This window comes from Streptomyces sp. NPDC036764 (genome assembly GCF_055609385.1).
The window spans coordinates 140143-158947 of sequence record NZ_JBVJPT010000002.1 but is presented as its reverse complement, the minus strand read 5'-3'; the positions used below and the strand labels follow the sequence as shown (position 1 = coordinate 158947).

Sequence of the window (18805 nt, the reverse complement as noted above, 5' to 3'; positions counted from 1 at the left end):
CCCTGGCCCGCCAAGCGCTCGCTCCCAGCGTAGGTGTAATCGGCCAGGGGAGGGCCGGGGCGGCGGGATCCCGGGGCCCGCGGGCTCAGACCGCGATGACCCGCAGGCCCGCCTCCTCGAAGCGGCGCAGGGTCTCCGGGTCGGCCGCGGTGTCCGTGACCAGCGTGTCCACCGCGTCGGTCGCGCAGATCCGGGCGAAGGCGCGCCGGCCCAGCTTGCTGGAGTCCGCCGCCACGATCACCCGTTCGGCGCGCTCGCACAGCAGCCGGTTGATCGCGGCCTCCGCCTCGTCGTGGGCGGCGGCGCCGTGCGCGCTGTCGAAGGCGACGACACCGAGCACCGCCACGTCGATCGTGATCTGGCCCAGCACTCCGTCCGCGAGCGGCCCGATGAGCTCGTACGACTGGGGGCGCGCGACCCCGCCGGTGACCACGATCTTGAACTGAGGGCGCACGGCCAGCTCATTGGCGATGTTGAGCGCGTTCGTGACGACGGTCAGTGCGGGCGAGCCCGACGTGAGGTCGCTGCGCACGGCCAGGGCGCGGGCCACCTCGGTGGTCGTCGTGCCGCCGGTCAGCCCGACGGCCTCGCCGGGGGCGATGAGGTCGGCCACCGCCTTGGCGACGCGCTGCTTCTCGGATGCGTGCCGGGCGGTCTTGTAGCGCAGCGGCAGCTCGTACGACACTCCGTGCACGACCGCGCCGCCCCGTGTGCGCACGAGCATCTGCTGTTCGGCGAGCTGGTCGAAGTCACGGCGGATCGTGGCGGAGGACACCTCCAGCTCGGCGGCCGCCTCCTCGACGTCCAGCCGGCCCCGCTCGACAAGCAGCTCCAGCAGCGCCTTCCAGCGGGCGTCGCGCGACATCGAGCCTCCATTTCTCGGCATTCCTCGGCCTGGCGGCGACCTTATCCCACCCCCGAAACGGCCGAATGCTTGATTCTGCTCGAAAGCTCGCTATATCTTGCAAGAAAAAGCATGAAGGCTCATGGAAGCCAGTTCGTGGAAGTCAGTTCAGGGAAGCCAGTTCGGGTCAGCCAGGAGGACGGCGGCATGACGCATGTCGAGGACGAGCTCAACAGCCAGCCGGAGTGCTGGGAACGCGCCGCGAGCGAGGCGGCCGGCCTCGGCGGGGCGCTGCCGGTGCCGGGAGAGCGGGTCGCGGTCGTCGGCTGCGGGACGTCGTACTTCATGGCGCAGGCGTTCGCGGGCCTGCGTGAGGGCTCGGGCCAGGGGGAGACCGACGCCTTCGCCGCGTCGGAGTTCCCGGCCGGGCGGACATACGACCGCGTCCTCGCCCTGACCCGGTCCGGCACCACCACCGAAGTCCTCGACCTGCTGGGGCGATTGAAGGGGCGCACGCCCACCACGGCGATCACCGCCGACCCGGACACCCCGGTGATGGCGGCCGTCGACGAGGTCGTCGTCCTCGACTACGCGGACGAACGGTCCGTCGTGCAGACCCGCTTCGCGACCACCGCCCTCACCCTCCTGCGCGCCCACCTCGGCCTGCACTCGGACACCGTCGTGGCCGACGCGCGGGCCGCGCTCGCCACCGATCTGCCCGAAGGGCTCGTGGAGTGCGGGCAGTTCACCTTCCTCGGCCGTGGCTGGACCGTCGGGCTGGCGAACGAGGCCGGGCTGAAGATGCGCGAGGCGTCGCTGTCCTGGACCGAGGCCTACCCGGCCATGGAGTACCGGCACGGCCCGATCAGCATCACCACCACCTCCACCGCCACCTGGATGTTCGGCGAGGCGCCCGAGGGGCTCGCGGAACAGGTGCGCGCGACCGGCGGACTGTGGATCGAGGGCCGCCTCGACCCCCTCGCCGAATTGGTCCGCGCCCAGCGGCTCGCGGTCGCCGTCGCCGCGGCCCGCGGCCTCGACCCGGACCGGCCGCGCCATCTCACCAGGTCGGTGATCCTCACCCCCTGACGCGGCAGCCGAGAAAGAACGCGTCCTCACGCCGAGAAGGAACAGGAGAAAGGACCGGCCGTGCCCCTCGTGACCACCGGCGAGCTCATCACCCGCGCCGCCGCAGCCCGTTCAGCCGTCGCCGCGTTCAACGTCATCACCCTGGAGCATGTCGAGGCCGTCATCGCGGGTGCGGAGTCGGCGAGTTCACCCGTCGTCCTCCAGGTCAGCGAGAACGCCGTCAAGTTCCGCTACGGACGGCTGCTGCCGCTCGCCCGCGCGGCCGTCGCCGCCGCCGAACGCGCCGCCGTCCCCGTCGCGCTGCACCTCGACCACGTCCAGAGCGACGACCTGCTGCGCCAGGCCCCGGACGCCGGGTTCAGCTCGGTGATGTACGACGCGGCCCGCCTGCCGTACCTGGACAACCTCGCCGCGACGAAGGCGGCCACCGACTGGGCGCACGCCCAAGGGCTGTGGATCGAGGCCGAGTTGGGCCGCGTGGGCGGCAAGAACGGCGAATCGCCCCTGGACGCCCACGCCCCGGGCGCGCGCACCGACCCCGCCGAGGCGCACGCCTTCGTCGCCGACTCGGGTGTCGACGCCCTGGCCGTCGCCATCGGCAGCTCGCACGCCATGACCACCCGCACCGCCACGCTCGACCACGACCTCCTCAAGCGCCTCGCCGCCGCCCTGGACGTCCCCCTCGTCCTGCACGGCTCCTCCGGCGTCCCCGACGACGAGCTGACCGCGGCCGTCGCGGGCGGCATCGCCAAGGTCAACGTCGGCACGGCCCTCAACATCGCCATGACGACCGCGATCCGCGACTTCCTCGCCGCGCACCCCGAGGCGGTCGACTCGCGCAAGTACCTGAGCGTGGGCCGCGAGGCGATGGTGCGGGCGGTGGCCGGCATCATCGGGGTGCTGGGGGCGCGCTGACCCGGCCGCCGACGCGGGCCCTGACGGCTAGCGCTTGACGGCGCGCAGCACCACGAACTTCGGGTCCCCGGCGACCAGTTCACTGTTCCCGAACAGCCGCCGCAGCTTCACGTGGTACCCGAGATGCCGGTTGCCGATCACCCACAGCTCGCCGCCCGGCCGCAGCGCGCGCTTGGCGCCCGTGAACATCCGCCACGCCGTCGCGTCGGTCGTCGCCTGGTGCGAATGGAACGGCGGGTTGTTCAGGACGAGGTCGACGCTCCCGGCCGGGACGCCCGCCATGCCGTCCCCGACCCGGAACTCTGCCTGCCCCGGCGCCCCGTTGGCCCGGTACGTCGCCTCCGCCGAGGCCACGGCCTGGAACGACTCGTCCACGAACAGCACCTCGGCCTCGGGGTTCGCCAGCGCGAGGGCCGTACCGACGATCCCGTTGCCGCACCCGAGGTCCACCACCCGCTGGGCGCCCTTGCCGTCCGGCAGATGCCCCAGGAAGAACCGCGTCCCGATGTCGAGCCGGTCGGCGCAGAAGACGCCCGCGTGATTGACGACCCTGCCCTGCGAGACGGCGCCGATGCCGTCGGGGAGCGTGTAGGCGTACGGCCAAGGGTTCGCCGGCCGCTCGGGCGCCGACCCGGACGTGCAGAAGATCAGCCGGGCCTTCTTCTCGGCGAGTGAGGTGCGGGTCGGGCCGAGGATCCGCTCGAACAGGTCGAGCGTCGAGGTGTGGATCTCCTTCACCATGCCCGTGCCGACCACCACCGTGCCCTCGTGCACCGCGGGCGCCAGCCTGAGCAACTGGTCCTCCAGCAGCGCCAGGCTCTTCGGCACCCGCACCAGCAGGACATCGATGCGGTCCGGCGGCGCGTCCTGCGTGGTGAGCAGCCGGACCGCGCCGGGCTCGACGCCGTGGCGGGCGAGGTTGGCGCGGGTGGCCTCCTGCGTCAGGTACGAGTCCGTGATCTGCGTCGGCCGGTGCGCGGCGAGCGCCGTGACCAGGGCGCCCCAGCGGTCACCGACGACCACGACCGTGCCGGACAGCGGGATCGCCTGCTCCGCCAGGTGCCTGAGGAGGTACTCGTCGGAGGCGTCCCAGGCACGCAGCCGTTCACGCGGGTCCTCGGGGAATCGGGTCAGCGCCAGGTCGCCCCACGGCGTCGTCATACGGTCGTTCATCGTGTGTCCAGGCTAGCCGAGCCGCAGCTCACGGCCGGTGGGCAGGAGGGGCCGGTGGGGGAGGATGGGAGGCATGGACGCCGAGCTGTTCCCCCGGGAGCGTACGGAGGTCACGCCGGGCGCGGTGCATCTGCCGGACTGGCTGGACGTGCGGGCCCAGCGCGAGCTGCTGGAGGCCTGCCGCGACTGGGCACGCCCGCCGGCCGGCTTGCGCACGGTCCGCACCCCCGGCGGCGGCACCATGACCGCCCGGCAGGTCTGCCTGGGCTGGCACTGGTATCCGTACGCCTACGCCCGCACGATCGTCGACGGCGACGGCAGCCCGGTGAAACCGTTCCCCGCGTGGCTCGGCGAGCTGGGCCGTCGCGCGGTGCGGGACACGCTGGGCGAGCCGCACGCGGCGTACGCGGCGGCGCCCTACGACATCGCACTGATCAACTTCTACGACGCAGACGCCCGCATGGGCATGCACCGCGACAGCGACGAGAAGTCGCGTGCGCCGGTCGTGTCCCTGAGTCTCGGCGACACCTGCGTCTTCCGCTTCGGCAACACCGAGACCCGGACCCGGCCCTACACGGACGTCGAGCTGCGCAGCGGCGACCTGTTCGTGTTCGGCGGCCCCTCGCGGCTCGCCCATCACGGTGTACCCAAGGTGTACCCGGGCACCGCACCGCCGGAGTTGGGGCTGGCCGGGCGGCTGAACATCACGCTCAGGGTGAGCGGGCTGTAGGCCGCCACATTCGCGGATCATGGGAGACTCGCCCTCATGAGCGGCAAGGCGGACCCCCGGCCGGCGGGGGAAGGGACCACCTCCAGGACGCGGTTGGACCGGGGGCGTGGTGCGCTCGGGCCCGCGTTGGAGCTCGTGCACACCGGGCGCGCGCCCACGCGTGCCGTCCTCACCGCCGAACTCGGGGTGACCCGGGCCACGGCCGGTGCGGTCGCCGCCGAGCTGGAGGCGCTCGGGCTGATCCGGGTCGACGCCCGGCCGGGTGCCGCGGCCGGTTCGCAGGGGCGGCCCTCGCACCGGCTGTCGGTCGCCGAGGACGGGCCCGTCGTCCTCGCCGCACAGGTCCACGCCGACGGGTTCCGGGCGGCGCTGGTCGGTCTCGGCGGCCGTATCGTCGCCACCGCGCCCGGCTGCGAGACCGTGGACGCAGATCCGGCCAAAGTGCTCGGCTCGGTCGTCGAGGCGGGCGCCGACCTGCTGCGCACGACCGGGCGGCGCTGCGTCGGCGCCGGACTCGCCGTACCGTCCGCCGTCGCCGAACCCGACGGCCTCGCCCTCAACCCGCTGCACCTGGCCTGGCCCGTGGGCGCGCCGGTGCGCCGCATCTTCGCGGAGTGCGTGCGCGCGGCCGGGATCACCGGTCCGGCGTTCACCGGCAACGACGTCAACCTCGCCGCCCTCGCCGAGCACCGGCACGGCGCGGGGCGCGGCGCACGCGATCTGCTGTGCGTGGCCACCGGGCACCGGGGCGTCGGCGGGGCGCTCGTGCTGGACGGCCGTCTGCACACCGGCAGTTCGGGCCTGGCCCTGGAGGTCGGGCACCTCACCGTGAACCCCGAGGGCAGACCCTGCCACTGCGGCAGCCGCGGCTGCCTGGACGTCGAGGCGGACCCGCTGGCCTTCCTCACCGCGGCGGGCCGGGAGCCGGGTCCCGAGGTCTCGCTGCTCCAGCAGTCCAAGGACCTGATCGGCAACCACTACGACGACCCCACGATCCGTACGGCCACCGAGGCCCTCATCGACCGCCTGGGCCTGGGCCTGGCCGGTCTGGTGAACATCCTCAACCCGGACCGCATCATCCTCGGCGGCCTGCACCGCACCCTCCTCGACGCCGACCCCGAACGCCTGCGTGCCGTCGTCGCCGACCGCAGCCTGTGGGGCCAGAGCGGCAGCGTCCCGATCCTCGCGTGCACCCTCGACCACAACAGCCTGGTCGGCGCGGCCGAGTTGGCGTGGCAGCCGGTGCTGGACGACCCTCTGGGGGCGCTGGCCTGACCGGCCGGCGGCGGACCGGGCTCGCGGCGGGCGGGTCCGCCCTCACCGGCGCCACAGGCGACCGCCCCGCACGTGTGCGGTGTGCCTCGCCGAGTACGCTCGTGACATGCGGATCTCCGTTTCCTCGGACATGGACGAACCGGTGGCGCGCTCGCTCGTCACCGAGCTGCGCGAGCGCGGCCACGAAGTGGTGACGTACGGCGCACTCAGCCCCGGTGCCGATCCGCAGTGGGCCGCCTGCTCCGAGGCGGCCGCCCGCGAGGTCGCCGCCGGCACCGCCGACCAGGCGGTCGTGTGCTGCTGGACCGGCACGGGCGCCTCGATCGCCGCGAACAAGGTGCCGGGCGTACGGGCCGCCCTGTGCACGGACGCCTACACGGCGGACGGCGCGCGCCGCTGGAACGACGCCAACGTGCTGGCCCTCGGCCTGCGGCTGACATCCGAGCCGCTGCTCAAGGAGATCCTGGACGCCTGGTTCGCCGCCGAGGCCAGCGCGGACGCCGATGACCGCGCGAACGTGGCACGCGTCGACCGGCTGGACCTCGACCGGGCCTGATGGCCGTGCCCTGGGCCATCAGACCGACCGCGCCTCGGACACTCCGTGGTCTTGGTACAGCCGCTGACGCTGGTCGGGGCTGAGAGTGCTGGACACCGCGGCGAGCGTGCGGTCCGCCTGGCCGGGTACGGCGTGCTTCTCGGTACCGGCGTACTGCCACAGCGCGGGCATCGCGACCGTCTCCTCCGCGCGCAGGTGTGCGAGATAGGCGCTGATCACTTCGTTCAGTGCCAGGTACAGCGCGTGCTGAGCCTCCGGCAGGTCCTCGGCCGGGGCGCTGGGCAGGGTGCGCCCGCTCGTCCAGTGTGACGAAGTCCGCGTCGAGGCGCACATGCTCGGCTTCCAACGCGTCCGCCGCCTCCGGGGCCCGCTCCCGCAGGAGCCGGTGGATGAAGGTGTCTTCGTGGTCGGCGTGTTCGCGGAGTTCTGGAAACCGCCGGTGCGCAGGGGCTCACCCAAGGCTCAGGGGTAGAGGCCGGCCCGGAAGGCGAACGAGACGAGTTGCGCGCGATCACGCGCGCCGACCTTCGTCATGGCCCGCACCGCATGCGTCTTCACGGTGAACGGCGACACGGACATCTGGGCCGCGATCTCGTCGTTGCCCAGACCGCTCGCGACGAGAACGACCACGTCCCGCTCCCTGGGCGTCAGGGCGTCGAAGCGGCGCAGCAGTTCCCGGTCGATCACCGGGGGCGGACTGTCGGTCATATGGCCGATGAGCGCGGCCGTCGCGGCGGCCGACAGCGCACCGCCCCCGCCGACGACCTCGGTGATTCCTGCGACGAGTTCAGCGGGGCTCACGGTCTTGCTCAGGAAACCGTTGGCGCCCGCGCGAAGGGCGGCGAGAACGATGTCGTCCTGGTCGAAAGTGGTCAGCACGATCACCCGGATCTCTTCGGGTGGGTGCTCTTTGCGGATCCGGCGGGTGGCTTCGACACCGTCGATGCCGGGCATCCGGATATCCATCAGGACCAGGTCGACGGGGTTGTCCCGGAGGAAGGGGAGGACCTGGAGTCCATCGGAGAGATCACCCGCGACAACGAGACCTGGGTCGAGCCGGAGCATCGCTTTGATGCCGGCCCTGATCTCTTCCTGGTCGTCGACGATCAGAATCCGAGTCATCGGACGACCACTCCCAGGGGGCTGAACTCCGCATGGACCCGGAATCGCCCGTCGTCACTGTCGATCGTCAGCCGCCCGCTGGAGGACTCGACGCGTTCGCGCATCCCCACGAGTCCCAGTCCGCTGCCCGAGCCGGAGCCGCGCGGTGAGTGACCGACGCGGTTCTCCACGGTGACGCAGATCCTGCCGTCGTGCTCGCGCACATCCACCGTCGCCGCCCCCTCTCCGTGCCGGTAGGCATTCGTGAGTGCTTCCTGAACGACCCGGTAGACCGTCACGCCGACGCTCGGCTCCACGAAACCGGCGGGCATGTCGATGGAGGGACGGACGTCGAGGCCGATGCTCTCGAAGGAGGCGACAAGGCCCTCCAGGCCGCTGAGCGACGGGGTCGGCCGGAGGGCCTCGTCGTCGGAGATGTCGTCTGCGAGGCGGAGGAGCGCGAGGATCCGCTGCGTTTCGACGACGACGGTGCGGGCGCTGGACCTGGCTGAGACGAGGGCCTGCCGGGAGGAATCGGCGTCTTCGGGCAGCCCGATCTCCGCGGCGCCGAGATGCATGCTCAGCATCGCGACCTGGTGGCCGATGACGTCGTGGAGGTCCCGGGCGATGCGCAGTCGTTCCTCGGTCACCCGTCTGGTGGCTTCGATCTCGCGGGTGGCGATGGCGCTCTCGGCCCGTTCCTCCAGGGTGCGCCAGTGCTCTCGATGGATGCGCAGCGCGGCCCCTGTCGCACCTCCTGCGACGGCTGAGAAGAGCGCGGCGGCTCCCACGATCGCGCCGCCACGGAATCCTCCCAGCGTCATGAACGCGCCCAGGAAGAACGCCGCCACGATGCCGGTTCCGACCAGCGGCTGCTTCCCCCGGAGGGTGACCGAGAACAGCACGAGCACGGCCATCATCCACACCGACAGGGGGTCGTCGCCCACCGCTGTGACGGCGAAGGACGCCGCGCTCGTCACGACCAGCCCTGCCCATGGCCTCCACCACGAGAGGGCGACACCGCCACCGGCGAGGAGCACGGAGAGGGCCGTCGGCCAATCCGACCCTCGCAGGATCACTGCCGTGATCTGGCCGGTGAACACCAGCGCGGCCACCGAGTAGGCGACGAGGTGCAGCGCCTCGGGGCGGCGGACCCACAGGGGTGCCACGGGCCCGTCCTGACTGTTCTGCGCCTTGACCATGCCCTGATTCTCGTCCACGGGCGCTGCGGCCGTGTACTTCGAATGATGTAGACGGCGGGCCCGGTCCGGACGGTGGGGACGGTCGAACCCATTCGATTCGAAGTGGATGGCAGAACTACTTCGTTCGAAGTACACGGCCCCTCCCGAGGCCGCTGAGACTCCTCATCGAGGCGACCGTCTCACACCATCACGATCACGAACGGGACACCCGATGACCCAGACCACCGTGACTTCGAGCACGACGACGACCACGACGACGACCTCCGGGCTCCGATCGCTCTACCTGATCCGAGTCGCCTTCTCCCTGATCTGGGTGGCACTTCTCGGCACGACCTCCGCCTCGCTCGTGTCGACGGACAAGCCCACAGTGATCGCAGCAGTGCTGCTCGTCATCTACCCCCTGTGGGACGCCATCGCCACACTCCTGGAGCGTCGCATGGCCGGCACCGGCTCCGCCGACCGCGTCGGTTCCACCAACGTGGCCCTCGGCCTCGCCACCACCGCGGGGATGATCATCGCCGTCTTCTCCACCATCGGGACGGTCCTGCTCGTGTTCGGCATCTGGGCCCTCCTTTCCGGAGCGATCCAGCTCGTCGTGGCGATCCGGCGCCGTCGCACCGTCGGCGCCCAGTGGCCCATGGTCATCAGCGGCGGACTGTCCGTCCTCGCCGGTGCCTCCTTCGCTGCCATGTCCACTTCGCCGACGAGCAGCCTCTCCACCCTCGCCGGATACTCGGCCTTCGGCGCCTTTTGGTTCCTTGTCTCCGTCATCGCCCTGAGCATCCGCAGCCGACGCGAAAAGCGCTGACCGCCGCCGCCGGAGCTGACCGCCTCTCCCGCAGATGGTCGCCGTAGGGCAGCGCGCCGTCGTGGCCGACCGGCACCCGGAAGTGATCGTCGGGCGGGATGCCGATCGTCGCCGTGAGGGTCTCGTCTCTCAGGAGCGGCGCGGCCTCGGCACGAGTTCGCCGCCGCAGTTGGGGCAGTTGCCCTGCATCGCCTCGGTGCACGGGACACAGAACGTGCACTCGTAGGAGCAGATGCGGGCGGGGGCGTCGGGCGGCAGGGTCGCGGTCTCGCAACGTTCGCACCGGTCGCGCATCTCCAGCGCCATGTCCTCACCCTTCGTCGTTCGGCACGGCGCGGCACGCGGCCACGACCGTCACCTCCCATCCGCGGCACGGGGCCGCGATCGTCATCTCCCATCCTCCGTGTGCCAGGCGGGGCCGAAAGGGTGCGGAGAGCCAAAGATCAACACGATCGGGCCAGGGGGCCGGCCGGACGTCAGCGCCACTCGGCGGCGAAGGCCCGGCCGGGGTTGTCGGTGAGGACGTGCCGCACCAACTCCTCGCCCAGCGCGAGCGCGAGCCGTGGCCGCACCCGGCGCAGCAGATACGGCATTCCAGGACCGCCGTCCACCGACCGAGCCCCGGCGACGACGGTGTCCCCACCCAGCAGCAGCCGGTGTCCGAACCCGGCCTCGGCCAGCGCCCGGACCGCGTCCGGCATACGCCAGTCAGTGGCGTGATGGGCGCGCGAGGGCCCGTCGAAGGCGAGCCAGCAGCCCGACTCGGCCACCTGGCGGTGAATCGCGAGGTCGGGGGAGCGGTTGAGGTGGCCGAGGATCACCCGGTGCGGCGGGACACCCAACTCGCCGCACAGCAGGTCCAGTACGTCGAGCGCGCCCGTCCCCGCCTCCAGGTGCACGGCGACGGGCGCGTCCGTCGCGTGGTGGGCCTCGGCCGCGGCGGTCATCGTCCAGCGGGCGTGCGCATCGAGCGCGTGGAAGCCGCCGGCGACCTTGACGACGCCGGCGCGGACTCCCGAAGTGCCGATGCCCTCGGTGAGTTCGCGGACGAAGACGTCGGCGAGCTTCCCGCGCAGTTCGTCGAGCAACTCCGGGGCGTAGTGCGCCGCTTGGTGCAGTCCCGTCGCGCAGACCAGGTGCACCCCGGCGGCCCGGGACAGCGGCGGCAGGTCGGCGGCCCGGCGCCCCATGGCGTACGGCGTCCACTGCACCACCGCCGAACCGCCGGCGGCGCGGAAGGCGTCCAGCTCGGCCCGTGCGGCGGAGGCGTCGTTGAGCTCCTGGCCGGGCAGTTGCGGGCTGCTCAGGAAGAGGTGGTCGTGCGCGTCGCACACGCCGAGGTCCTCGGACCGCACGTCGCCGAGGACCGTACGGACCGCCCTCACCACTGCCGCCCCCGCGGCAGCGCGCCACGTCCGGGCGCCGACAGGTGCAGCACCTGATACAACTCGCCCTCCGCCTTGGGCGTGTCGTGCTCCCAGAGCGAGAAGTGGACCACCTCCCACGCGTGCGTGTCGACGACGGCAGCCGCCAGCACGGCGCCTTCCCGCTCCGCCAGCCGCGCGGTCTCGCCCACCGCCTCGGCCATGAACTCGGCCAACTCACAACCCTCCGGCACCGGTTGACGCCGACGCACGGCGAACGCGGCGGGGGAGCCGGCCGCGCCGCCCTCCTCGTACGCGAGCCCCGTCCACTGCCGCACCGCCGGCCGCCCGAAGTCGTTCACGGGCCCCTGGAACGCGCCGCCCCACAGGAACGCGTTCATCCCCTCCACGGTGTTCCAGAGGTAGAAGGGCCCGTACTGGTTCACCGCCGACCCGCGCACCCCGCGCTCACGCAGCAGATACGCCTTGACGCCGAGGCCGTCCCAGTCGTCGAGCAGATGCCCGACGCGGGCGACACGGGAGCGGATGACGTCCATGTCGTAGTTCGCGGGCAGGGTGAACTCGTACTGCATGGCGTGCATGGAAAGTCCCTTCTCGGGCCGGGTGGCCGATCACGTGCGCGTGCCCGAACTCCCTCACGAACCACGGGTGTTCTCGCGCGGGGCGAGCAGCGACAGCAGTCCCTCGACGCCCGCGTCGAAAGCGGCGGGTGAACCGGACGCGCGGGCCAGGACATAGCCGCCCTGAACGGTCGCGACGATGGTCGCCGCGATCGACTCGCCGTCGAGTGCGGCCGCGAACTGGCCCTGCTCCTTGCCCTCCTCGACGATCCCGGCGAGCCGCTCCCGCAGCCAGTCCAGCGTCTCGTCGACGGGCGCCCGCAGTTCGTCGCTGGCGATCACGTCCGGATCCATCGTCAGCCGCCCGACCGGACAGCCGCGCAGCACATCGCGCTCGCGCCGCAGATAAGCCGCGACGCGCTCGTACGGTGTGCCCGGCCCGTCGAGTACTCCCGCGGCGGTAGCCCGCATCTCCTCGGCGGTCCGCCGGATCGCGGCCAGCGCGAGATCGGGCTTGCCCTTGAAGTGGTGGTACATGCTGCCCTGCCCGGCGCCCGCGCGCTCCAGGATGGCCTTGGGACTGGTGCCCACATAGCCGCGCTCCCACAACAGCTCGCGGGTGGACTCGATCAGTCGGTCCGAGGTGCTCATGACGTCACTGTACATACTAGTAGTTACAGAAGTCGAGCCCGCCCGGAGCAGCGGGGCCGGTCCCGTGTACTCCCCGTGAGGTACACGCACTGCCGCTGGCCGTACGACGACCCGGACCCCCTCCCGGCGCGAGTCTCGAGACATCACCGAACGATCCGACCGAACCGACTCGGGAGATGACTCGAGATGCAGACCCTGGCTCACTTCGCGGACGGCGGCCCCGGGCCGTGGATCCTGTTCTTCCCGCTGATCTGGGCGGCCGTCGTGGTCGGCGGCATCACGCTGCTGCGCCGCACGGTGTGGCGCGGACGCCGCGGCCCCTGGCGGGACCCGGCCGCCGACGACAACTCGCCCATCACCGTGCTCGGCCACCGCTTCGCCTCCGGCGAGATCGACGAGGACGAGTACTGGCGCCGGCTGTCCGTCCTGGACGAGCAGTTCGGCCGCAAGGGCAAGGGCGGTGCGGCATGACGGCCACGACCGCCACCACGATCACACCGACGGCCGCCCGCGTGGTCGACGCCGTGAAGGTGTACGGCAGCGGCGACACCAGCGTGCGGGCCCTGGACGGGGTGAGTGTCGACTTCCCGGTCGGCCGCTTCACCGCGATCATGGGGCCCTCGGGCTCCGGCAAGTCCACGCTGATGCACTGCGCGGCCGGCCTCGACACGCTGACCTCGGGCACCGCTCACATCGGCGACACCGAGCTGAGCAGCCTCGACGACCGCCGCCTCACCCTCCTTCGCCGGGACCGCGTCGGCTTCGTCTTCCAGTCCTTCAACCTGGTGCCGACGCTGACCGTCGCGGAGAACATCACCCTGCCGCTCGACCTCGCGGGCGGCGACGGCGACCCGGAGTGGATCAGCGCCCTGATCGACGTCGTCGGCCTGCGCGACCGGCTCCACCACCGCCCCTCCGAACTCTCCGGCGGCCAGCAGCAACGAGTCGCCGTCGCCCGCGCCTTCGCCGGCCGGCCGGACGTCGTCTTCGCCGACGAACCCACCGGCAACCTCGACTCCCGCTCCGGCGGCGAGGTCCTCGGCCTGCTCGGCCGCGCGGTGCGCCAGACCGCCCGCACGGTCGTCATGGTCACCCACGACCCGGTGGCCGCCGCCCACGCCGACGAGGTCGTCTTCCTCGCCGACGGCCGCCTGGTCGACCGTATGGAAGCCCCGACCGCCGACAAGGTCCTGGACCGCATGAAAGCCTTCGAGGTGCCGTCATGAACGCGTCCGTCCGCCTCAGCGCGTCCTCCCTGCGCGCCCACAAGCGGCGTTTCGCCGGGACGTTCCTCGCGGTGTTCCTAGGCGTGGCGTTCCTCGCCGGGACCCTCGTCATGGGCGACACCCTGCGCGCCAGCTTCGACACCATGTTCGGCAACGCGACCAGCGGCACCGACGCCGTCGTCCGCAGCGCCGACGCCATCACCACGCCCGGCGAGAGCGAGGGCGTACGCGAACCGGTCGCCACCGACCTGGTGAGCACGATCGAGAAGGTCCCCGGCGTCGCGGCCGCCGCGCCCGGCATCCAGGGCGCCGGCCAGCTCGTCGGCAAGAACGGCGACCCCATCGGTGGCCAGGGCCCGCCCACGCTCGCCGGCAACTGGATCGCCGACCCGGAGCTCAACGCCTATCAGCTCGCCGAGGGCCACGCCCCGCGCAGGTCCGGCGAGGTCGTCATCGACCGCGGCACCGCCGAGCGCGGCGACCTGAGGATCGGCGACACCACGACCCTGCGCACACCCGACCCGGTCAAGGTGACCGTCGTCGGCCTAGCGACCTTCGGCGGCGAGGACGGCATGGCCCAGGTGACCTTCACCGGCATGACCCGGGCCGACGCGGAGAAGTACCTCACCGCAAGGCCCGGCGAGGCGGCGACCATCCAGGTGCGGGCCGGACCCGGCGTCAGCCAGCAGGAACTGGTCGACGCGCTCACTCCCGTGCTCCCCAAGGGAGTCGAGGCCATCACCGGCCAGGAGTCGGCCGAGGAGAACACCGACATGATCTCCAGCCAGTTCCTGTCCGTCTTCACCACCTTGCTGCTGGTGTTCTCCGGCATCGCCCTGCTCGTCGCGACCTTCTCCATCCACAACACCTTCGCGATCGTCGTCGCCCAGCGCACCCGCGAGAACGCCCTGTTGCGGGCCCTTGGCGCCTCACGGCGCCAGGTCACCGTCTCCACCCTCGTCGAGGCGAGTGCCGTGGCCGTCGCCGCGTCGGCGGCCGGCCTCGCGGGCGGCATCGGCATCGCGGCCGGGCTCCAGGCGCTGTTCCCGGCGATCGGATTCCCGTTCCCCGAGGGCGACTTGGTCGTCAGCGCTCTGTCCATGGCCCTGCCGCTCGCCGTCGGCATCGTGGTCTGCCTCGGCTCCGCCCTGCTGCCCGCGGTGCGCGCCGGCCGTACCGCGCCGCTGGCCGCCCTGCGCGAGACGGCGGTCGACACCTCCGGCGCCTCCCGCACCCGTGCCGTCACGGGCATGGCGCTCATCGCCCTCGCACTCGGCGTGACGCTCACCGGCGTCCTGGCGTCCGGGTCCATCTGGCTCGCGGCCACCGGCGCGGTCCTTGCCCTGATCGCCTTCGTGGTCCTCGGCCCGGTCGCCTCCACGACGGCCGTACGCGTCCTCGGCGGCCCCCTGGACCGACTGCGCGGCGTCACGGGCGGCCTCGCCCGGCGCAACGCCCTGCGCAGCCCGAAGCGCACCGCCGCCACCGCCAGTGCCCTGATGATCGGCGTGGCCGTGGTGTCGCTGTTCACCGTGTTCGGCGCCTCGCTGAAGGCGACCATGGATCAGACCGTGTCCCGTTCCTTCGCGGGTGACGTGGCCGTGAGCACCCCGTCGTTCGGCGCAGGCGGCAGCGGCCTGAGCCCGCGCCTCGCCGACGCGGTACAGCGGCTGCCCGAGGTGGACACCGCCGTCGGACTCGGCCGCGGTGTCGCCGAAGTCGACGGCGAGGGACGAGCGCTGACGGTCACCGACCCGGTCGCACTGGAGCGCACTTTCGACCTCGGTGAGATCCGGGGCTCCATGGACCGCCTCGGCACCGACGGCATCGCCATCACCGAGAACGAGGCCGACAAGCAGCACCTGGCGACCGGCGACACGGCCCGGCTCACCTTCACCGACGGCCGTACGCAGACCTTCACGGTCCGCGCGGTCTACGGTCAGTCCGAACTCGCCGGCGACTACGTCATCACCCGCGACGCCTGGGCCCCGCACCGCACCCAGGACGCCGACACCCTGGTCGCCGTCTCCTTCAAGGACGGCGTGGGCACGGACGACGGCAAGGCGGCGGTCGAGAAGGTCGCGGCCCAGTACGGCAACCCCGAGGTGCAGACCCGTGACGAGTACGCGCAGTCCGCGGCCGGCGGCATCGACATGATGCTCACCCTCGTCTACGCGCTGCTCGCCCTCGCGGTGCTCATCGCACTCCTCGGCATCGCCAACACCCTGACCCTGGCGATCCACGAGCGCACCCGCGAACTGGGCCTGCTGCGGGCCGTGGGCCAGACCCGCTCCCAATTGCGCGCCATGGTCCGCTGGGAGTCGGTCCTGGTCGCGGCCTTCGGAACGGTCGGCGGCCTCGCCCTCGGCGCCTTCCTCGGCTGGGTCCTGGTCGAGGCGTCCGACGGCGCGAGCGACAGTGCCTTCGCCTTCGCGATGCCGCCCGTGCAACTGACGGTGGTGGCCCTGGTCGGCCTCACCGCGGGAGCCCTCGCGGGCCTGCGCCCGGCGCGCCGCGCGGCACGGCTGGACGTACTGCGGGCCATCGCAACGGAGTGACACAGCGTGCCGCGCCGGCAGGGCGCGGCAGAGCCCTCAGGGCCGACGGCCTGTCCACGGCCGTCGGCCCTGAGGGCCCACCCGTCGATGCCCCCTCACCGCCCGGTCAGCCGACAACGGCCGACCGGGCGGGAGCGTGTTCGGGCCTGCGCAGGTCGACGCGCTGTGCGACCTCGGCGAACCGCCGCGAGGGCGTCTCCACGGCCACGGTCGTCGTCCGCTTCGGCGGCCGCGCGGACGCCGCCCGTGCCGCCGCCAGCGAGAACCACACGACCTTGCCCGACTCACCGTCCGGCCGCACACCCCAGCTCTCGCTGACCGCGGCCACCATCGCCAGCCCGCGCCCGCAGGTGGCGAGCGCGTCGGTGCCCGCGGAGTCCGCCACGACCGGCATGCGGGGGTCGGAGTCGCGCACCGAGACCGTGAGCCGGTCGAGCAGCAGCTCGATCTCCACGGTGCACGTCTTGTCCGGCTGGGCGTGCTGGTGGACGTTGGTCAACAGCTCGGTCACACCGAGCGCGGCGCGGTCTATCAACGGGTCCAGATGCCAGTAGCGCAACTGCGCAGAGACGATTCTGCGGACCTGGCCGATCCGCGACGGCAGGGCTTGGAGCTCCACCGTGCAGTGCCTGCTTGGGTAACTGATCACGGCTGCGACTCCCCGACTGAAGAGGTCCGGAAGAACACGGAGTACGGATCCAGCAGGGTGCTTGAAGAAAACGGCCGCCTGCTGACGTGGCCGGCGGGCTGGTTCGCAGCGTTGTCGCCGGTAAACCCAGAGTGACGTGAGACCAGCGTGACGCAGGGGGTGCGGTACCGCAACTCGCGGTGACTCAGCCCTTACGCCCCGCGGCCTTCCGTACGGCCTCGATGAACCGGCGCGCCGCGGGCGGACCTGGTTCCCCCGGAGCGGGGTCGTGATCGCCCAACGTCAGTGAGTAGCGGTTGCCGTTGAGGTCCGCGTGCGCCCGGCCGTCCGGGGCGAACCAGGGCTTGGACGCCCGTACCGCCTGCACCGGCGCGCTGTCGATCTCGCTGCCGTAGCTGGTGAGCAGTTGCAGCCTGCCGTCGCTTATCCGCACCTGTCCGGCCCGGGTCAGGGAGCGCAGCCGCTTCCCGATCCGCACGCCCGTGGCCCTGAACTCCGGCTCAGCCATGCCCCGCCCCTTAGCGCGTGTCCGTGTGCCGGTCCGTCCCGCGTGGGCCGTGGCCGGCTCTGGTCGTGATCCAGTGTGCCCCCCGTCCGGGATCGCTGTCCCGTCCGTGCAGTCTGCCCGCGTACCGCGCCGAGCACCAGTACACATGTCCTGCCTGGACGGGGGCGCTCGGAGCACTCGCGCGAATGCGCCCCCGAAGGCCCGGTGAAGCACCGGCCCAGGGATGCCTTTGAGGCTCTCAAAGGTGTGTTTATGCAGGTGAGAAGCGTGCGGAAGATGTTTATGCTCGAAGCGACGGCGGCGCGAGCCGGCGCTGCCGCACAGCTTGAGGAGTACCGCCGTGAGCACCATCCAGCAGACCCCGTCCGGCGTGACCCTCGACGTCGACCACAGCGACGCCGGCTACCGCGTCTGGCTGAAAGAAGCCGTGCGCAAGGTCCAGGCCGACGCCAACCGATCGGCCGACACGCATCTGTTGCGCTTCCCGCTGCCGGAGCAGTGGGGAATCGACCTGTACCTCAAGGACGAGTCGACGCACCCGACCGGAAGTCTCAAGCACCGGCTCGCCCGTTCGCTGTTCCTCTACGGCCTGTGCAATGGCTGGATCCGGCCGGGCCGCCCGGTGATCGAGGCGTCCAGCGGCTCGACGGCCGTCTCCGAGGCGTACTTCGCGAAGCTGATCGGCGTGCCCTTCATCGCGGTCATGCCCCGCACGACCAGCGCCGAGAAGTGCCGTCTCATCGAGTTCCACGGCGGACAGTGCCACTTCGTGGACGACTCACGGAAGATGTACGAGGAGTCCGCCCGCCTGGCGGTGGAGACCGGCGGCCACTACATGGACCAGTTCACCTACGCCGAACGGGCCACGGACTGGCGCGGCAACAACAACATCGCCGAGTCCATCTTCCGCCAGCTCAAGCTGGAACGGTTCCCGGAGCCCGCGTGGATCGTCGCCACCGCCGGCACCGGCGGCACCTCCGCGACGCTCGCCCGGTACGTCCACTACATGCAGCACGACACCCGCATCTGCGTCGCCGATCCGGAGAACTCCTGTTTCTTCGAGGGCTGGACCACCGGCGATCCGGACGTCACCTGTGACTGCGGCTCCCGCATCGAGGGCATCGGCCGCCCGCGCATGGAGCCCAGCTTCGTGCCCGGCGCCATCGACCGGATGATGAAGGTGCCGGACGCGGCGAGCGTGGCCGCCGTGCGTGCGCTGGAGCGGGCCATCGGCCGCAAGGCGGGCGGCTCCACCGGCACCGGGCTGTGGAGCGCGCTGAAGATCGTCGCCGAGATGGTCGCCGAGGGACGGCGGGGAAGCGTGGTGACGCTGCTGTGCGACCCGGGGGACCGCTACCTCGACAAGTACTACTCCGACGCCTGGCTGACCGAGCAGGGCCTGGACATCGCGCCGTACTCGACGGCCATCGAACAGCTACTGCAGACGGGCGTCTGGCCCGAGTGACAGAAGTTCGGGCGGCCTGATGCAACTGCCTTCGGCAACGCCCTGAGCGGCCTCGGCGCAACTGCCCACGGTCGGGCAACGCCATTGGGGGCGCGGGGCTGTATCGACTT

Annotated in this window: 21 protein-coding genes; 10 read left to right on the top strand and 11 right to left on the bottom strand. The window is 71.8% G+C overall.

What is annotated here, in order from left to right; all coding sequences use genetic code 11:
• Window positions 1-85 precede the first annotated feature (85 nt).
• Window positions 86-865: a DeoR/GlpR family DNA-binding transcription regulator gene (locus tag ACZ69Q_RS12320; RefSeq protein WP_471040626.1), complete on the bottom strand. Its 780-nt coding sequence runs from the start codon at window positions 863-865 to the stop codon at window positions 86-88.
• 186 nt (window positions 866-1051) lie between these two features.
• Here ACZ69Q_RS12320 and ACZ69Q_RS12315 point away from each other — a divergent pair, with 186 nt between their 5' ends.
• Window positions 1052-1933: an SIS domain-containing protein gene (locus ACZ69Q_RS12315; protein WP_471040623.1), complete on the top strand. Its 882-nt coding sequence runs from the start codon at window positions 1052-1054 to the stop codon at window positions 1931-1933.
• Between the two features lie 60 nt (window positions 1934-1993).
• The gene (locus ACZ69Q_RS12310) at window positions 1994-2848 is read left to right on the top strand and encodes a class II fructose-bisphosphate aldolase (protein ID WP_471040620.1); all 855 of its coding nucleotides are present in this window, start codon (window positions 1994-1996) and stop codon (window positions 2846-2848) included.
• Window positions 2849-2875: 27 nt separating this feature from the next.
• On the opposite strand, the gene ACZ69Q_RS12305 is transcribed toward ACZ69Q_RS12310, so the two are convergent.
• Window positions 2876-4009 carry a methyltransferase gene (locus tag ACZ69Q_RS12305; RefSeq protein ID WP_471041526.1) on the bottom strand — a complete coding sequence of 378 codons (1134 nt, stop codon included), beginning with the start codon at window positions 4007-4009 and terminating at the stop codon, window positions 2876-2878.
• Between the two features lie 85 nt (window positions 4010-4094).
• On the opposite strand from ACZ69Q_RS12305, the gene ACZ69Q_RS12300 reads away from it, so the two are divergent.
• From ACZ69Q_RS12300 to ACZ69Q_RS12290, 3 genes are all read left to right on the top strand, one after another.
• Window positions 4095-4751, top strand: a complete 657-nt coding sequence (locus ACZ69Q_RS12300) for an alpha-ketoglutarate-dependent dioxygenase AlkB family protein (RefSeq protein ID WP_471040617.1) — start codon at window positions 4095-4097, stop codon at window positions 4749-4751.
• Window positions 4752-4787: 36 nt separating this feature from the next.
• Entirely contained in the window at window positions 4788-6026 is a 1239-nt protein-coding gene (locus ACZ69Q_RS12295; protein WP_471040615.1) for an ROK family protein, read from the top strand.
• 106 nt (window positions 6027-6132) lie between these two features.
• Entirely contained in the window at window positions 6133-6582 is a 450-nt protein-coding gene (locus ACZ69Q_RS12290; protein WP_471040613.1) for an RpiB/LacA/LacB family sugar-phosphate isomerase, read from the top strand.
• A gap of 18 nt (window positions 6583-6600) precedes the next feature.
• Here ACZ69Q_RS12290 and ACZ69Q_RS12285 read toward each other — a convergent pair whose 3' ends face one another.
• The 3 genes from ACZ69Q_RS12285 to ACZ69Q_RS12275 form a co-directional block, all read right to left on the bottom strand.
• Window positions 6601-6915 carry a hypothetical protein gene (locus ACZ69Q_RS12285; protein ID WP_471040611.1) on the bottom strand — a complete coding sequence of 105 codons (315 nt, stop codon included), beginning with the start codon at window positions 6913-6915 and terminating at the stop codon, window positions 6601-6603.
• Window positions 6916-7044: 129 nt separating this feature from the next.
• Window positions 7045-7704 (bottom strand): response regulator transcription factor, encoded by a 660-nt coding sequence (locus ACZ69Q_RS12280; RefSeq protein WP_471040608.1) that lies wholly within the window; start codon window positions 7702-7704, stop codon window positions 7045-7047.
• Entirely contained in the window at window positions 7701-8885 is a 1185-nt protein-coding gene (locus ACZ69Q_RS12275) for a sensor histidine kinase (protein ID WP_471040605.1), read from the bottom strand. The genes ACZ69Q_RS12280 and ACZ69Q_RS12275 overlap by 4 nt, the downstream gene beginning before the upstream one ends.
• A 211-nt stretch (window positions 8886-9096) precedes the next feature.
• Here ACZ69Q_RS12275 and ACZ69Q_RS12270 point away from each other — a divergent pair, with 211 nt between their 5' ends.
• A complete protein-coding gene (locus tag ACZ69Q_RS12270; protein ID WP_471040602.1) occupies window positions 9097-9693 on the top strand; it encodes a DUF308 domain-containing protein in 597 nt (198 codons plus the stop codon).
• Between the two features lie 129 nt (window positions 9694-9822).
• Here ACZ69Q_RS12270 and ACZ69Q_RS12265 read toward each other — a convergent pair whose 3' ends face one another.
• From ACZ69Q_RS12265 to ACZ69Q_RS12250, 4 genes are all read right to left on the bottom strand, one after another.
• On the bottom strand, window positions 9823-9999 hold the full coding sequence (locus tag ACZ69Q_RS12265) for a DUF1272 domain-containing protein (protein WP_471040600.1): 177 nt from the start codon (window positions 9997-9999) through the stop codon (window positions 9823-9825).
• A 170-nt stretch (window positions 10000-10169) separates the two neighbouring features.
• Window positions 10170-11078, bottom strand: a complete 909-nt coding sequence (locus ACZ69Q_RS12260; RefSeq protein WP_471040598.1) for a phosphotriesterase family protein — start codon at window positions 11076-11078, stop codon at window positions 10170-10172.
• On the bottom strand, window positions 11075-11659 hold the full coding sequence (locus ACZ69Q_RS12255; protein WP_471040595.1) for a DUF4865 family protein: 585 nt from the start codon (window positions 11657-11659) through the stop codon (window positions 11075-11077). Before ACZ69Q_RS12255 ends, ACZ69Q_RS12260 begins: the two co-directional genes overlap by 4 nt.
• Window positions 11660-11713: 54 nt before the next feature.
• A complete protein-coding gene (locus tag ACZ69Q_RS12250) occupies window positions 11714-12289 on the bottom strand; it encodes a TetR/AcrR family transcriptional regulator (protein WP_471040593.1) in 576 nt (191 codons plus the stop codon).
• Between the two features lie 186 nt (window positions 12290-12475).
• Here ACZ69Q_RS12250 and ACZ69Q_RS12245 point away from each other — a divergent pair, with 186 nt between their 5' ends.
• From ACZ69Q_RS12245 to ACZ69Q_RS12235, 3 genes are read left to right on the top strand one after another with little or no spacing between them, the layout of a single operon-like run.
• Window positions 12476-12760, top strand: coding sequence for an SHOCT domain-containing protein (locus ACZ69Q_RS12245; RefSeq protein ID WP_471040590.1), 285 nt, complete (start codon window positions 12476-12478; stop codon window positions 12758-12760).
• Complete coding sequence (locus ACZ69Q_RS12240; RefSeq protein ID WP_330352763.1) at window positions 12757-13515, top strand: ABC transporter ATP-binding protein; 759 nt, start codon at window positions 12757-12759, stop codon at window positions 13513-13515. Before ACZ69Q_RS12245 ends, ACZ69Q_RS12240 begins: the two co-directional genes overlap by 4 nt.
• Window positions 13512-16073: an ABC transporter permease gene (locus tag ACZ69Q_RS12235; protein WP_471040587.1), complete on the top strand. Its 2562-nt coding sequence runs from the start codon at window positions 13512-13514 to the stop codon at window positions 16071-16073. Before ACZ69Q_RS12240 ends, ACZ69Q_RS12235 begins: the two co-directional genes overlap by 4 nt.
• 106 nt (window positions 16074-16179) lie before the next feature.
• Here the strand turns inward: ACZ69Q_RS12235 and ACZ69Q_RS12230 are convergent, their stop codons facing one another.
• Together ACZ69Q_RS12230 and ACZ69Q_RS12225 are read right to left on the bottom strand one after the other, a co-directional pair.
• Entirely contained in the window at window positions 16180-16722 is a 543-nt protein-coding gene (locus tag ACZ69Q_RS12230) for an ATP-binding protein (protein WP_471040585.1), read from the bottom strand.
• 184 nt (window positions 16723-16906) lie between these two features.
• Window positions 16907-17230, bottom strand: coding sequence for a hypothetical protein (locus ACZ69Q_RS12225; RefSeq protein ID WP_471040582.1), 324 nt, complete (start codon window positions 17228-17230; stop codon window positions 16907-16909).
• A 340-nt stretch (window positions 17231-17570) separates the two neighbouring features.
• On the opposite strand from ACZ69Q_RS12225, the gene cds1 reads away from it, so the two are divergent.
• Window positions 17571-18695 (top strand): L-cysteine desulfhydrase Cds1, encoded by a 1125-nt coding sequence (gene cds1, locus ACZ69Q_RS12220; RefSeq protein WP_471040579.1) that lies wholly within the window; start codon window positions 17571-17573, stop codon window positions 18693-18695.
• The last annotated feature ends 110 nt before the right edge of the window (window positions 18696-18805 follow it).

Bases quoted from the DNA above. Each gene is read 5' to 3' on its own strand.
- ACZ69Q_RS12255 (WP_471040595.1), bottom strand. From the start codon at position 11,659: ATGCACGCCATGCAGTACGAGTTCACCCTGCCCGCGAACTACGACATG.
- ACZ69Q_RS12320 (WP_471040626.1), bottom strand. From the start codon at position 865: ATGTCGCGCGACGCCCGCTGGAAGGCGCTGCTGGAGCTGCTTGTCGAG.
- ACZ69Q_RS12280 (WP_471040608.1), bottom strand. From the start codon at position 7,704: ATGACTCGGATTCTGATCGTCGACGACCAGGAAGAGATCAGGGCCGGC.
- ACZ69Q_RS12275 (WP_471040605.1), bottom strand. From the start codon at position 8,885: ATGGTCAAGGCGCAGAACAGTCAGGACGGGCCCGTGGCACCCCTGTGG.
- ACZ69Q_RS12305 (WP_471041526.1), bottom strand. From the start codon at position 4,009: ATGACGACGCCGTGGGGCGACCTGGCGCTGACCCGATTCCCCGAGGAC.
- ACZ69Q_RS12295 (WP_471040615.1), top strand. From the start codon at position 4,788: ATGAGCGGCAAGGCGGACCCCCGGCCGGCGGGGGAAGGGACCACCTCC.
- ACZ69Q_RS12315 (WP_471040623.1), top strand. From the start codon at position 1,052: ATGACGCATGTCGAGGACGAGCTCAACAGCCAGCCGGAGTGCTGGGAA.
- ACZ69Q_RS12225 (WP_471040582.1), bottom strand. From the start codon at position 17,230: ATGGCTGAGCCGGAGTTCAGGGCCACGGGCGTGCGGATCGGGAAGCGG.
- ACZ69Q_RS12285 (WP_471040611.1), bottom strand. From the start codon at position 6,915: ATGTGCGCCTCGACGCGGACTTCGTCACACTGGACGAGCGGGCGCACC.
- ACZ69Q_RS12300 (WP_471040617.1), top strand. From the start codon at position 4,095: ATGGACGCCGAGCTGTTCCCCCGGGAGCGTACGGAGGTCACGCCGGGC.
- ACZ69Q_RS12235 (WP_471040587.1), top strand. From the start codon at position 13,512: ATGAACGCGTCCGTCCGCCTCAGCGCGTCCTCCCTGCGCGCCCACAAG.
- ACZ69Q_RS12240 (WP_330352763.1), top strand. From the start codon at position 12,757: ATGACGGCCACGACCGCCACCACGATCACACCGACGGCCGCCCGCGTG.
- ACZ69Q_RS12250 (WP_471040593.1), bottom strand. From the start codon at position 12,289: ATGAGCACCTCGGACCGACTGATCGAGTCCACCCGCGAGCTGTTGTGG.
- ACZ69Q_RS12270 (WP_471040602.1), top strand. From the start codon at position 9,097: ATGACCCAGACCACCGTGACTTCGAGCACGACGACGACCACGACGACG.
- ACZ69Q_RS12290 (WP_471040613.1), top strand. From the start codon at position 6,133: ATGCGGATCTCCGTTTCCTCGGACATGGACGAACCGGTGGCGCGCTCG.
- ACZ69Q_RS12245 (WP_471040590.1), top strand. From the start codon at position 12,476: ATGCAGACCCTGGCTCACTTCGCGGACGGCGGCCCCGGGCCGTGGATC.
- ACZ69Q_RS12265 (WP_471040600.1), bottom strand. From the start codon at position 9,999: ATGGCGCTGGAGATGCGCGACCGGTGCGAACGTTGCGAGACCGCGACC.